This is a genomic window from Hymenobacter canadensis (genome assembly GCF_027359925.1).
In the GTDB taxonomy this organism is placed as follows: domain Bacteria; phylum Bacteroidota; class Bacteroidia; order Cytophagales; family Hymenobacteraceae; genus Hymenobacter; species Hymenobacter canadensis.
In genome coordinates, this window is sequence record NZ_CP114767.1 from 676188 (window position 1) to 689217 (window position 13030).

The following is a 13030-nucleotide window of genomic DNA, read 5'->3' on the forward strand; positions in this document are numbered from 1 at the left end:
GGCGAGATTGTTCGCTGCGCTCTGCATGACGTTCTGTTGATCACCCCAAAATCACACTTTAAACCCCATGCGCTTGGGGCGCTGGCTTTCGAAGTACTGCACGGCCATGCGGTAGCTTTCCAGCTTGAAGCCGCTGATGCTGCCGATGCAGTGCTTGCCCAGTAGGCTGCGCTGCCGGAATTCCTCGCGGGCGTGCAGGTTGCTCAGGTGCACTTCCACCACGGGCGTGTTGATGGCGGCCACGGCGTCGGCGAGGGCCACGCTGGTGTGGGTGTAGCCGCCGGCATTGAGCACGATGCCGTGGTAGGTGTAGCCTACTTCGTGCAGCTTGTCGAGCAGCTCGCCCTCGTGGTTGCTCTGGAAGTATTCAATTTGCACCTCCGGGAAGGCGGCGCGCAGCTCGGGCAGGTAGTCTTCGAAGGAGCGGGTGCCGTAGATGCCCGGCTCGCGGCGGCCGAGCAGGTTGAGGTTGGGGCCGTTGAGAATGAGAAGCTGCATGTGTGGGGCTTAGGGAATGGGGCCTGGGGCTTAGGCTCAGCGAGGCGGGTACACTGACTGATTAATTGGTGACGGCAAATTACGCTTCGTTAAACTTGCGACCACAAAACAATATTCGCGGCTATACTGCCCGGCTATGTACGTGGCCTGAGCCCCAGGCCCTATTCCCTAAGCCCTACACAGATGTCTACCTGGTCTATTACTATTCGGCAGTTTGAAGGCTACCTGCAGCTGGAAAAGTCGTTGTCGGGCAACTCGGTGGAGGCCTACGTGCGCGACGTAAGTAAGCTGCGCCACTTCCTGGAAATCCGGCACCTGCCCAACTCGCCCAAGGAAGTGACGGCCGAGCTGCTGCGTGAGTTTCTGGCGTACCTAGGCGAACTGGGCCTGAGCGCCACCTCGCAGGCGCGCATCCTGTCCGGCATCAAGGCCTTCTTCAGCTTCATGATCATGGAGGACCTGCTCACGCACGACCCCACCGACACGCTGGAAGCCCCTAAAACCGGCCGCAAGCTGCCCGATACGCTCAGCTACGACGAAATCGTGCAGTTGCTGGACGGCATCGACCTGAGTACGCCCGAGGGCACCCGCAACCGCGCCATGCTGGAAGTGCTGTATTCCTCGGGCCTGCGCGTGAGCGAGCTGACTGGTTTGCGCCTGTCCAACGTCTACGCCGACCAGGGCTTCGTGCGCGTAACCGGCAAGGGCAACAAGGAGCGGCTGGTGCCCATCGGGCGCGACGCGCTGAAGCACCTGGGGCTCTACCTGCAGGGCATCCGCTGCCACCTCGACATCAAGCCGGGCCACGAGGACTTTGTGTTTCTCAATAAGCGCGGCAGCAGTCTGTCGCGCGTCACTGTATTCACGGTCATCAAGGCGGCCGCCGACAAGGCCGGGGTGCGCAAGAGCATCAGCCCGCACACTTTCCGGCACTCCTTTGCCACGCACCTCATTGAGGGCGGCGCCGACCTACGGGCCGTGCAGGAAATGCTGGGCCACGAAAGCATCACGACCACCGAAATCTACACCCACCTCGACCGGGACTACCTGCGGCAGGTGATTACGGCCTTCCACCCGCGCAGCTAGTAGTTTAATATCGCAAAAACAAGATAAAGGCGGATCGGAATTAGGAAATAAAAACGTAGCTTAGTACAAGCCCTTACGGGAAATGTGCTGTTTTTTTACCTAAGTCCACACCTGCCATGAAAAGCTTCCTTTTCCTCCTTCTTTTCTCTTTGCTGGTTGTATTGAGCGCAGCCATTCAGCCTCAGGCATCCAAGGGCACGCTGCTGCGCGCTGGTACCCTGGTGGTGCTTGAGACTACCACTCCGCTGTCGTCCAATGATGCCCAGATGGGCCAGAATGTGTCGCTGCGCGTGAAGTACGATGTAATGATTGGCGGCCGGGCTGTTATCAAGGCCGGAGCGCCGGGCAGCGCTCAGGTAACGGCCGCCGAGCGGCGAAAGGGTATGGGCAAAGAAGGCAGCCTGGGCATCAGGCCCAGTGTGGTACAGGCCGTGGATGGCCAGATGATTCCGCTCACTAGCAGCGGCACCAGTAGTGCCGGCACCGATACCAAAGGGGCTGCTATCGGCTTGGCTGTGGTGGTGAGCCCGCTGTTTCTGCTAAAAAAAGGCAAGGACGCCACCATTCCGGTCGGCTATGAACTACAAGGCAGTGTAGCTTCGGAAACAACCATAGAGTAATAAGGACAGCCGGCCGCTGAGAGTAGGTATTAACAACAGGAGCGCAGCCATTCTTCGGCCTCGCACACCGACTCGAACAGCTGCAGATCGGTGCCGGCGTTGCGGGTCCAGCCCGTGTCTAGGTCGCCGACGTTGGCGCTGGCGCCAGGCTGCATGACGTGGGCCATGCAGGGCGGCGGCGACGTATTGGTGCTTTCCCACACGTAGCGCAACCATGTCAGCGAGTCGAACCAGGGATTCAGCACCCGGCTGTTGTCGTTGAGGAAAAGCGGCACCAGGGGGGTGCTGAGCAGATCCAGATGCGAAACAATGCTCTGAAGAGCTTGCTGGGGATTTACGAAACCGTACCAGGTAGCACGCAGCCAATGGTTGCTGGCATCGTATTCAACCTTGCAAAAGGCTTGTTTTTCGGAGGCAGATGGTGATATGATAGTCATGGGACAATGCGGGGCAGGAGTGAGGGTGGTCCTAGCTGAGCATTGCAATTGGTGTAGTCGGAAAGGTTAGGGCGCGGCGGGGTACTTTTGTCGCAAACTTTCTGCCTGTGCCTTCCCTAAATCAACCTGATTCTTTTCGGTTTTCACCGCTGGGACTGGCACTGCTGGGCTTGCTGTTGTTCCTGCTTCCATACGGCATTCTGCGGGCCCACAGTTACGTTACCATCGACGATAATCTGGATGCGGAGCTGAATATTCCGTATCTGCTTGTGCAGCAAGGCGTGGCGCTGGACTACCGGCCGCAGGTCGTGGTGGCGCCCCTGATGGACGGGCTGCCCCGCAACGCCCTGCGCCCGGGTCTGAGCGTGACGGTAAGCCTGTTTGCCCTGATGCCGCCGTGGGCCGCCTACTTGGTGCAGCAGGCACTGGTGCGGCTGCTGGGGCTGCTGGCCCTGTATGCGCTGCTGCGGCAGGAACTGCTGCCCGAGCGGCGGCAGCGGCGGGTGGCGGCCGGCGTGGCGCTGGCCTGGGCGCTGCTGCCGCTCTATTCTATGTATGGGCTGTCGGTGCTGGGGCAGCCGGCGCTGCTGCTGGCGTTTCTGGCCGTGCGGCGCGGGGCGGACCGGTGGTGGCACTGGCTGCTGATTGCCGCCTTCCCGTTCTGGACTATGTTCGTGTTTGTAGGGCCGTTTATGCTGGCGGCGCTGGGTGCCCTCTGGCTGCGTGATTGGTGGCATCGGCGGCAGCTCAACTGGCTGTTCCTGGGCGGAATGGTGCTGCTGCTGGCCGTGTATCTGGTGGTGGAGTGGCCGCTGTTCTACTCGCTGCTGGTGGCCCGGCAGTTTGTGCCGCACCGCGTGGAGTTCGACCTGGCCCAACTCGCGCCGCTGGGCCTGAAAGCTGGTTTGCGCAGCACCAGCCAGTTTTTTCTGTTTGGGCAGTACCACGCCAGCCGGTTTCTGCGAGTAGCGGTGCTGCTGGCCGTGGCGGCCGCCATGGGGCTGGCGCCAGCTGGGCAGCGGGCGGCGCGGGTGCGGCAGCTGGGCGGCTGGCTGCTGGCACTGGCGGCGCTGGCCGTGTTCAGCGGCTTCCATCCGCAGCTGGTGGCTTGGGGCCAGCATCGGCTGCCGATTCTGGGCGTGTTCAACTTCGGGAGGCTGCATTTTCTGGCGCCGCTGCTGTGGTTCTGGCTGCTGGCGCTGGCGTTGCGCCACCTCAGCGGCCGCTGGCAGCTAGCCGTGGTAGGGCTGCAGCTGCTGATTGGGTTAGGCATGAACCCGGAGTGGACCAACAACCTGCGCGAGTTGGCGGGCCGGCCCAGTCCGCACGAGCCCAACTACACCGCCTACGTGGCGCCGGTGCTGTTCAGGCAGGTGCAGCAGGCCATCCGGCAGCAAACCGGCCTGGAGCCCGCGCAGTACCGCGTGGCCAGCCTGGGTCTGCCTCCGGCCGTGGCCCAGCTCAACAACTTCTACACCCTCGACTCCTATCAGAACAACTACCCGCTGCCCTACAAGCACCGCTTCCGCCCGATAATAGCCGGGGAGCTGACCAAAAACGATACCCTGCGCCGCTACTTCGACGCCTGGGGCAACCGCTGCTACCTGTTTTCGAGCGAGCTGGGCAAGGATTTTCGGGTGGGCGCGTTTCAGCAGCGCACGGTGCAGGATTTCGCCTTTGGTGCGGCGGCTTTCCGGCAGCTAGGCGGGCGTTACGTGCTATCGGCGGCACGGCTGGCTACCCCGGCCCGTAGTGGGCTGCGGCTGGCCGGTGAGTTCGGTCAGCCCGACGCCTACTGGCATATCTGGCTGTATGAGGTGGAGTAGCGGGGTGGCGGATTGGTGGGGTGGTTGAAATGGTACGTCATTCCGAGCGGAGCGAGGAATTGCGCGTGCTGATGTTGAACCACGACTACAACGTCAGTTCGCGAGATTCCTCGCTCCGCTTGGAATGACGTTCTGGATTTTCGCCTCCATCACTCCATCAACCCACCACTCCACGAATCCGCTGAATCCACTAACAATTGCCTAGATTTGGCCCTTTGGCGCGTTAGAATGGCAAAAAATACTTACAAGCAAGACGCAACACCTCCCAGCCGGGCCAATGAGCCCCGGCCAACCCGTGCCCCGCAGCCCCGAGCGGCCGCGCCCGAGCCGGCCGCACCCCGCGAAAACCGGCGGGCCTCCGAACCCAAGGCCGCGCCCAAGCCGCCACGCAAACCCCTGAAGCTGCCGTCGCTGAACCTGGGCGCCATCTTCGGGTTCCTGCGCGACCGGCGGTTTCAGCTGTTTCTGGGCTTCTTCTTCCTGCTGGCTTCGCTGTACCTGACGTTCGCCTTCTTCTCGTTCCTGTTCACCGGCCACGCCGACCAGAGCGTGGTGGAAGGCCTCGACCATACGCCGGTGAAGGAAGCCGGCCAGCAATCTGGCAACTGGCTGGGACTGGTGGGGGCTTTCGCGGCGCAGCTGCTGATTTACAAGGGCTTCGGTGTGGCGGCTTTCGCCCTGATTCCGATTGTCTTCTTCCTGGGCTACAAGATTGTGTTCCGGCGGGCCGGCGTGTCCGTGACCTACGTGCTGGCGCTGTGCCTGTTTATCATGGGCTGGCTGAGCGTGCTGCTGGGCTACGTGGTGCTCACCATGCAGGCCCCCGATGCCGACCCCAGCCTGGGCTACCGCCTCGATTTCCTGAGCGGCGGTATCGGCTACGAAGCGGCCGTCTGGCTCGACAGTCTCATCGGCTGGGGCACGGTGCTGCTGCTGGCTTTCCTGCTGATTTCCTTCGTGGTCTTTTTCTTCAACGTCACGTCAGTCACGCTGCCGCGCTTTGGGGCGGAAGGGGAGGAGCCGGACGCAGAGCCTGCTGCTGCTGACTCAAACCGCCGCCCGGCCGTGGCCGCCGCGGCTTACGCCGACGACGACGAGCCCGAGCCTGATATGGGCTTCGTGGTGCGCGATACGCGGCCGGTGGCGGCCCCACCTGTGGCGGCCATAGAGGAGGAAGAGCTGGACGACGAGGAGCCCTATGCTACGCCCGCGCCCGACGCGCCATTTGTGGCCAGCGGTCCGGTGGCTTCTTCGGCGTTCAACATGGCTCCGAGCGTAGCCCCGGCGGCGGCCGCTGTCGGAGTTGGTGCTGCCGCCCTGACTACCGCGGCCGGCACCGCCGTGCCCATGAGCGTGGCTGCGGCCGGCGCTGTTGTTGGCGCGGCCGGTGCGGCTGCTTCTATGGCTGCGGGCGGCACCACCGCCGCGCCGAAAGGCCCCAGCTTCTCCATCGAAGCGCCTGCCGATCCGGAGCCGCTGGCCGTGGCCCCGTCGCGGGTGCCCACGCCGCTTTCCCTCTCCGATCTGGCCGACGATGATACGCCTCTGTCGCCCCCGAGCAGCGAAAAGCCGGTTGCTCACCCCGAAGCGCCTGCCCTGCAGATTGCCGTGAAGCCCGGTGAGCTGGACCCGGCCGCCGGCGCCGACATGGCCCGCATTGCCGACGATGACGAGGACATGGAAACCATGCCCGCCGTCAACTACGACCCTACGCTGGACCTGTCGCGCTACCTCTACCCCACGCTGGAGCTGCTCAACGACTACGGCGTGGCCAAAGCCCAGGTAACCAAGGAGGAGCTGGAAGCCAACAAGGACCGCATCGTGGAAACGCTGGGCCACTACGGCATCAACATCGCCAGCATCAAGGCCACCATCGGCCCCACGGTCACGCTCTACGAAATCGTGCCCGACGCCGGGGTGCGCATCTCCAAAATCAAGAGCCTGGAAGACGATATTGCACTGAGCCTCGCGGCGTTAGGTATCCGTATCATCGCACCTATTCCGGGTAAGGGCACGATTGGTATCGAAGTGCCGAACACCAAGAAGGAGATGGTAAGCATCCGGTCGGTTTTTGCCACCGAGAAGTTTGCCAACACTGAAATGGACCTGCCGATTGCCTTCGGCCGCACCATCACCAACGAGGTGTTCGTCGTCGATCTGGCCAAGATGCCCCACTTGCTGATGGCGGGTGCCACCGGCCAGGGTAAGTCGGTGGGTTTGAACGTGATTCTGGCTTCGCTGCTTTACAAGCGTCACCCGGCCACGCTCAAGTTCGTGCTCGTCGACCCCAAAAAGGTGGAACTGAGTATCTTCAACAAGATTGAGCGCCACTTCCTGGCCAAGCTGCCCGACACCGAGGAGGCCATCATCACCGACACCAAGAAGGTGGTGAACACGCTCAACTCCTTATGCATGGAGATGGATAAGCGCTACGACCTGCTCAAGGATGCCGGCTGCCGCAACCTGAAGGAGTACAACCGCAAGTTCATTGAGCGCCGCCTGAACCCCAAGAAGGGCCACCGCTTCATGCCGTTCATCGTGCTGGTAATTGACGAGCTGGCCGACCTGATGATGACCGCCGGCAAAGAGGTGGAAACTCCGATTGCCCGTCTCGCGCAGCTGGCCCGCGCCATCGGCATTCACCTGATTGTGGCCACCCAGCGCCCCAGCGTGAACGTTATTACGGGTATCATCAAGGCCAATTTCCCCTGCCGGATTTCCTTTAAGGTGACCAGCAAGATTGACTCCCGCACCATTCTCGACGCCGGTGGCGCCGACCAGTTGGTGGGCCAGGGTGACATGCTGATTTCGCAGGGCTCCGACATTATCCGGGTGCAGTGCGCCTTCATCGACACGCCCGAGGTGGACCGCCTCTGCGACTACATCGGCGAGCAGCAGGGCTACCCCGACGCCTACCTGCTGCCCGAAGTGGTGGGCGAAAGCGGTGGCGGCAGCGGCGACATGGAAGACATGGATCCCGCGCAGCGCGACTCGATGTTTGAGGAAGCCGCCCGCGTTATCGTCACGCACCAGCAGGGCAGCACCTCGCTGCTGCAGCGCCGCCTGAAGCTCGGCTACAACCGCGCCGGCCGCCTTATCGACCAGCTGGAGCACGCCGGCATCGTGGGGCCGTTTGAGGGCAGCAAGGCCCGCGAAGTATTAATTCCGGACGAGTACAGTTTGGAACAGTTGTTGAATACGCTGCCCAAGTAAGCGCCAGCGGCTATTTCCAGCCACGCCAGGGAGGTTTTACCACTTCTTTTGGTTTAGAAGTAAACAAACTGGCCCGCTACACGTCTCTGTACTCAACCTACCGAATCACCACCTTTTTGCAATGAAAAAATACCTCGCCCTGCTTGCTCTTTCCGTGTCGCTCGTGTCGGCCGCTTCGGCGCAGCAGGACCCCAAAGCCGGCAAGATTCTCGACCAGATGAGTGCCAAGTATCAGGCCATGAAAGCTTTCCGGGCCAACTTCACCCAGACGCTGGAAAATGACGCCACTAAGGTGAAGGAAAACCTGAGCGGTGACATTCTGGTGAGCGGCCAGAAGTTCCGGCTGAAAATCAGCGGCCAAGAGGTCATCAACAACGGCCAGACGGTCTGGACCTACATGAAGTCGGAAAACGAAGTCAATATCTCCGACTTTGAGGCCGACGAGCAGGAAATCTCGCCTTCGCAGATCTATACGCTCTACAAGAAGGGCTACAAGTACTCCTACGTGCAGGAAGCCAAGGAAAACGGCGAGGCCGTCGATGTTATCGAGCTGTCGCCGGAAGACCGCAGCAACCCCGTGTTCAAGGTGCGCCTGAAGGTGAGTAAGGTGGATAAGTCGGTGAAGAGCTGGCAGATGTTCAAGAAGAACGGCAACCGCTACACCTTCAAGATCAATAAGTTCACGCCGAACGTGCCCGTGGATGCCACCACGTTCAACTTCGACAAGTCGAAATACAAAGGCGTGAAGGTTATCGACCTGCGCTAATCGTTTCTGTTAAACGAAACCGGCCCGCTTCCTTACAAGAGGCGGGCCGGTTTCGTTTGGGGAGATACAGCGCCGTGCAGCGCAGGCTGCCCAAGGCGTGCGGTTTCCCATTATCTTGCCCGTCCGTACTTTATGGGTGGCGCTATGCAAGAAGATTTCCTCCACTACGTCTGGCAGCATCAGTATTTCGATAAAACCGATTTGCGCACCACCGATGGGCAGCCGATAACCGTGCTGCGCCCCGGCATGCGCAACCCCGACGCCGGCCCCGACTTCCTGAACGCGCGCCTGCAACTGGGCGAAGTGGAGTGGAACGGCGCGGTGGAAATCCATCTGCGCGCCTCCGATTGGCACCGCCACCAGCACCAGCACGACCCCAAATATGATCAGGTAGTGCTGCACGTAGTGCACGAAGCCGACCAGCCCGTGCACCGCCTCGACGGCAGCGAAGTGCCCGCGCTGGCGCTGGCCCCGCGCATTGCGCCCACGCTGCTGGCCACGTATGAGAAGCTGATAGTCAATGCGGAAGCCGCCAACGCGCTGCCGTGCGCGGCGCTGCTGAGCACGGTGCCCGCCGTTACACGCATGAGCATGGTGGAACGGGCGCTGCTGGAGCGGGTGGAGCAGAAAGCCAGCGTGGTGGAAGAGCTGCACCAGCGGCTGGGGCAGGACTGGGAGGCTACCGCCTACCACGCGCTGGCGGCGGCTTTCGGTTTCCAGAAAAACAGTGAGCCGCTGGCTCGCCTGGCCAAGGCCCTGCCGCTAGGTATCGTGCGCCGCCACCGCCACGATACGCGCCAGTTGGAAGCCCTGCTGTTCGGGCAGGCCGGCTTCCTGGCCGAAACCGACGCCACCCGCCACGATGCCTACTTGGCCGGGCTGCGGCAGGAGTTTGCGTTTCTGCAGCACAAGTACAGCCTGCACGGCACAGCTTTGGAAGTGCACGAGTGGAACTTCCTGCGGCTGCGGCCGGCCAACTTCGCGCCGGTGCGGCTGGCGCAGCTGGCCGCCGTGCTGCACGCCCGCCCCGCCCTGTTCGACGCCCTACTCACGGCCGCTGATGTCCGCACGCTCACGCAATTTTTCCAGGCCCCAACCACTGACTACTGGCGGCAGCACTTCCGGCCCGGCGTGCCCGGCAAGGTGCCCGCGCTAGGCAAAAGCAGCGTGCAGGTGCTGATAACCAACGTGGTGGTACCATTGCGGGTGGCCTATGCCCGGCACGTAGGCCAGCCGGAGCTGGTGGAAAGCGCAGTGGCCCTGCTCAACGAGCTGCCCGCCGAACACAACCACATTACCGATGCCTATGCGGCGCAGGGCTTCGGCCACCGCAGCGCCGCCGACTCGCAGGGGCTGCTGGCGCTGCACCGCGGCTACTGCACGCCGCGCCGCTGCCTGCATTGCGCCATCGGCAGCCGGATTTTGCAACGAACCCCGGCTGTTTCGTGAAGCTGCTGCTGGCTCTTGTGCTCAATGCGGGCCTGCTGCTGCTGCTGTGGCACTGGCTGCGGCCCCGGCTCACGGAGGCTGGCATAGGCTGCTGGCTGCTGCCGCTGCTGGGGTTGAAGCTGCTGGCCTGGGCGGTGGCCAGCTGGCGTCCCAGCGGCGACTCGCGCCACATGCAGCTTTTTGGCAATGCCCTCAGCCAGCAGCTCTGGGAAAGCCCTGCCGCCTGGCTGCACACGGCGCTCGGCAATGAGTTTCATTTCCACGACTGGCACGTTGTGTTCCACGGCTTTTCCAACACTTTCTTCATGTACAAGGTCGTGTCGGTGCTGAACTTGGGGGGGGCGGGTAGCCTGTGGCTTTCGGGGCTGTATACCAGCTTGTTTTGCTTTGTGGCTAGCTGGGAGCTGGCCCGCACCGTGCGCCGCCTGTTCCCGGATACGCCCACTGGAGCGGTGCTGGTGGGCTTTCTGCTGTGGCCCAGCGTGCTGTTCTGGACGGCGGGCCTCACCAAGGAAAGCGTGCTGGTAGGCAGCGGCGCGGCTGTGGTGGCGCTGGTGCTGCAGTGGCTCTACGGCAGTGAAAAGCTGCGCCCGTGGCAATGGCTGGGCCTGCTGGCGCTGGCGGCGCTGCACTTTGAGGCGCGCTTCTTTTTTGCGGGGCTGCTGCTGGCGGCGCTGGCCGGGCTGGTCGCCATCCGGACGGGCCAGTGGCTGGGCGGGTTGCGCCACCGCTGGGGGCAGGTGCTGCTGCTGGCGCTGCTGCTGGCCGGCGGCGTGTACGTGGTGGGGCAGGTGAGCCCCGTATTCACCATGAACCGCTTCACCAGCCGCCTGCTCACCAACTACCGCGAGCTGTATGCCAAGTCGGCTGGCCGGCCCCGCATCGAGTACCCGGCGCTGCGGCCTACCGGTGAAAGTCTGCTGGCACATACTCCCGTAGCCATTGGGGCGGCGCTGGTGCGGCCCTGGCCCTGGGAAGGCGGCGGCGCGCTTTACCTCGTGGCCGGGCTCGAAAACCTGGCGCTGCTGGCGGTGCTGCTCTGGTCGGTGGGGCAAACGCTGCGGGGTAGGGCCGGCCGGCTGCCGTTTGCGCTGGTGCTGGTGCTGCTGCTGTACTGCATATTGCTGGCCGCCTTACTGGGTCTGAGCAGCCCCAATCTGGGCACGCTCAACCGCTACCGCGTGGCACTGCTGCCGTATCTATTGTGGCTGGCGCTGCAGCATGATGGGGCTGCCCGCTGGCTGCGCCGCCTGGGAATGTAGCGGCCGGGCCGTAAAAGCCGGGGCCGGCTGCTTCGCGGCAGCGAACGAATCCGTAAATTTGCGGTTTGCAACTCCGCCGGCCCACTTGGGCCGCACTTCGCTTCGCATGGAAAATCCTGTAATCATACTTGGTGCCCAAACGGTGGGCATCACCGCTCTCGACGCTTTTCTCTCCAATGAGGTAGTTGTATACTGCCTCCTCGACGACGACGCGGCGCTGCAGAACACCGAGTTTCTCGACGTGCCCGTGATGGGCAACACCGACGATAAGGAGCTGCTGAAGCTGCTGGGCAAGAAGTGCGAGGTATTCGTGGCCACCGAAGACACCGCCAGCCGCCGCAGCCTCACCGGCATGCTCCACGACGAATACCAAGCCGTACCCGTCAATGCCATTCACCAGCGCGCCAGCGTGTCGCCGCACGCGTGGCTGGGGCACGGCAATCTGGTGGGCGCCAACGCCGTGGTATCTGGTACCGCCAAAGTGGGCAACGGCTGCCTGATCGGGCCTAATGCGGTGCTTGATGCCCGCGCCGAGTTGGGTGACTACGCCCAGATGGGGGCCGGGGCCATCCTCAATGCCGACGTGGTGGTGGGGGAGCAGGCCTTCATCGGGGCCGGCGCCATCATCGTGGCCGGCGTCAAAATCGGCAACAAAGCCCGCGTAGGAGCCGGCTCAGTGGTAGTGGCCGACGTGCCCGCCAACCAGACCGTGTTCGGCAACCCAGCCCAGAAGGTTTAATTATCAAGGAACAATGAGCAATGAACAGGTGGTGCGCTAGCTATCATCTGTTCATTGCTCATTGATAATTGCTCATTGCACATGGACTACCACGTTCTGCTCTATTACTGCTACACGCCGATTGCTGATCCGGAACAATTCCGTGAGGAGCACCATCGGCTGTGTCTGCGGCTGAACCTGCGGGGCCGCATCATTGTGGCGCCCGAGGGCCTCAATGGCACCGTGTCGGGCACCGTAGCCGACTGCGCCGAGTACAGGCGGGAGGTGAAGGCCGACCCGCGTTTCGCGGCGCTGGAGTTTAAGATCGAAGACGCGCCGGAGCACACGTTCCAGAAGCTGCACGTGCGCGTGAAGCCGGAAATCGTGCACGTGGGGCTGCCCCATATCAAGCCCTACGAGCGCACCGGCATCCACCTTTCGCCCCAGGAGTTCAAGGACCTGAAGGACCAGGACGATGTGGTGGTGCTCGATGTGCGCTCCGACTACGAGTACGAGCTGGGCCGCTTCCGGAATGCCGTGACGCTCGACATCGAGAACTTCCGCGAGTTCCCGGACAAGGTGGCCGAGCTGGAGCAGTACAAAGGCAAGAAAGTGCTGACCTACTGCACCGGCGGCATCAAGTGCGAGAAGGCCTCGGCCTTCCTGCTGGAGCAGGGCTTTGAGAATGTGTACCAGCTGCATGGTGGCATCATCAAGTACGGCCTGGAAGCCGGCGGCGAGGATTTCGACGGCAAATGCTACGTGTTCGATGGCCGTGTGGCAGTAGACGTAAACAGCGTCAACCCGACCGTCATCAGCCAGTGCCACCACTGCCACACGCCTTCCGACCGGATGGTGAACTGCGCCAACCCGACCTGCAACGCCCACGTGCCGCTCTGCGAAGCCTGCGGCCAGCAGCTGGAAGGCGCCTGCTCGCCAGCCTGCCAGGAGCACCCCGCCAAGCGCCCGTACGATGGCACCGGCACCTACCCCAAAATCAGCAACCACTACCGCCCCGAGCAGGGCCTGATTTCGTATCGGGCGCCTGCCAAGTAGGTTGTTATGCAAATGGCCCTGTCATCCTGAGCTTGCGAAGGACCTTATCACGTCTGGGTGACTACCGAACGGCTTTGTTCCAGCGTGACAAGATCCTTC

General features: G+C 62.6%; 11 protein-coding genes. 9 read left to right on the forward strand and 2 right to left on the reverse strand.

The window, feature by feature from the left end; translation table 11 throughout:
* Positions 1 to 51: 51 nt before the first annotated feature.
* A complete protein-coding gene (aroQ, locus tag O3303_RS02920; RefSeq protein WP_269560572.1) occupies positions 52 to 498 on the reverse strand; it encodes a type II 3-dehydroquinate dehydratase in 447 nt (148 codons plus the stop codon).
* A 183-nt stretch (positions 499 to 681) separates the two neighbouring features.
* On the opposite strand from aroQ, the gene xerD reads away from it, so the two are divergent.
* Positions 682 to 1584 carry a site-specific tyrosine recombinase XerD gene (gene xerD, locus O3303_RS02925; protein ID WP_269560573.1) on the forward strand — a complete coding sequence of 301 codons (903 nt, stop codon included), beginning with the start codon at positions 682 to 684 and terminating at the stop codon, positions 1582 to 1584.
* Between the two features lie 161 nt (positions 1585 to 1745).
* Positions 1746 to 2204 (forward strand): hypothetical protein, encoded by a 459-nt coding sequence (locus O3303_RS02930; protein ID WP_269560574.1) that lies wholly within the window; start codon positions 1746 to 1748, stop codon positions 2202 to 2204.
* A gap of 29 nt (positions 2205 to 2233) precedes the next feature.
* On the opposite strand, the gene O3303_RS02935 is transcribed toward O3303_RS02930, so the two are convergent.
* Positions 2234 to 2479, reverse strand: a complete 246-nt coding sequence (locus O3303_RS02935) for a hypothetical protein (RefSeq protein WP_269560575.1) — start codon at positions 2477 to 2479, stop codon at positions 2234 to 2236.
* A 338-nt stretch (positions 2480 to 2817) separates the two neighbouring features.
* Here O3303_RS02935 and O3303_RS02940 point away from each other — a divergent pair, with 338 nt between their 5' ends.
* From O3303_RS02940 to trhO, 7 genes are all read left to right on the forward strand, one after another.
* On the forward strand, positions 2818 to 4467 hold the full coding sequence (locus O3303_RS02940) for a DUF6044 family protein (RefSeq protein WP_269560576.1): 1650 nt from the start codon (positions 2818 to 2820) through the stop codon (positions 4465 to 4467).
* A gap of 228 nt (positions 4468 to 4695) precedes the next feature.
* Positions 4696 to 7680 carry an FtsK/SpoIIIE family DNA translocase gene (locus tag O3303_RS02945; protein WP_269560577.1) on the forward strand — a complete coding sequence of 995 codons (2985 nt, stop codon included), beginning with the start codon at positions 4696 to 4698 and terminating at the stop codon, positions 7678 to 7680.
* A gap of 121 nt (positions 7681 to 7801) precedes the next feature.
* Positions 7802 to 8446, forward strand: a complete 645-nt coding sequence (gene lolA1, locus O3303_RS02950) for an outer membrane lipoprotein periplasmic chaperone LolA1 (protein ID WP_044013019.1) — start codon at positions 7802 to 7804, stop codon at positions 8444 to 8446.
* A gap of 144 nt (positions 8447 to 8590) precedes the next feature.
* A complete protein-coding gene (locus O3303_RS02955) occupies positions 8591 to 9895 on the forward strand; it encodes a DUF2851 family protein (RefSeq protein WP_269560578.1) in 1305 nt (434 codons plus the stop codon).
* Positions 9892 to 11157 carry a hypothetical protein gene (locus O3303_RS02960; protein WP_269560579.1) on the forward strand — a complete coding sequence of 422 codons (1266 nt, stop codon included), beginning with the start codon at positions 9892 to 9894 and terminating at the stop codon, positions 11155 to 11157. Before O3303_RS02955 ends, O3303_RS02960 begins: the two co-directional genes overlap by 4 nt.
* A 106-nt stretch (positions 11158 to 11263) precedes the next feature.
* Positions 11264 to 11896, forward strand: a complete 633-nt coding sequence (locus O3303_RS02965) for a NeuD/PglB/VioB family sugar acetyltransferase (RefSeq protein ID WP_269560580.1) — start codon at positions 11264 to 11266, stop codon at positions 11894 to 11896.
* An 81-nt stretch (positions 11897 to 11977) separates the two neighbouring features.
* Positions 11978 to 12931 carry an oxygen-dependent tRNA uridine(34) hydroxylase TrhO gene (gene trhO / locus O3303_RS02970; RefSeq protein ID WP_269560581.1) on the forward strand — a complete coding sequence of 318 codons (954 nt, stop codon included), beginning with the start codon at positions 11978 to 11980 and terminating at the stop codon, positions 12929 to 12931.
* Positions 12932 to 13030 lie beyond the last annotated feature (99 nt).

Bases quoted from the DNA above. Each gene is read 5' to 3' on its own strand.
- aroQ (WP_269560572.1), bottom strand. From the start codon at position 498: ATGCAGCTTCTCATTCTCAACGGCCCCAACCTCAACCTGCTCGGCCGC.
- xerD (WP_269560573.1), top strand. From the start codon at position 682: ATGTCTACCTGGTCTATTACTATTCGGCAGTTTGAAGGCTACCTGCAG.
- O3303_RS02945 (WP_269560577.1), top strand. From the start codon at position 4,696: ATGGCAAAAAATACTTACAAGCAAGACGCAACACCTCCCAGCCGGGCC.
- lolA1 (WP_044013019.1), top strand. From the start codon at position 7,802: ATGAAAAAATACCTCGCCCTGCTTGCTCTTTCCGTGTCGCTCGTGTCG.
- O3303_RS02955 (WP_269560578.1), top strand. From the start codon at position 8,591: ATGCAAGAAGATTTCCTCCACTACGTCTGGCAGCATCAGTATTTCGAT.
- O3303_RS02965 (WP_269560580.1), top strand. From the start codon at position 11,264: ATGGAAAATCCTGTAATCATACTTGGTGCCCAAACGGTGGGCATCACC.
- trhO (WP_269560581.1), top strand. From the start codon at position 11,978: ATGGACTACCACGTTCTGCTCTATTACTGCTACACGCCGATTGCTGAT.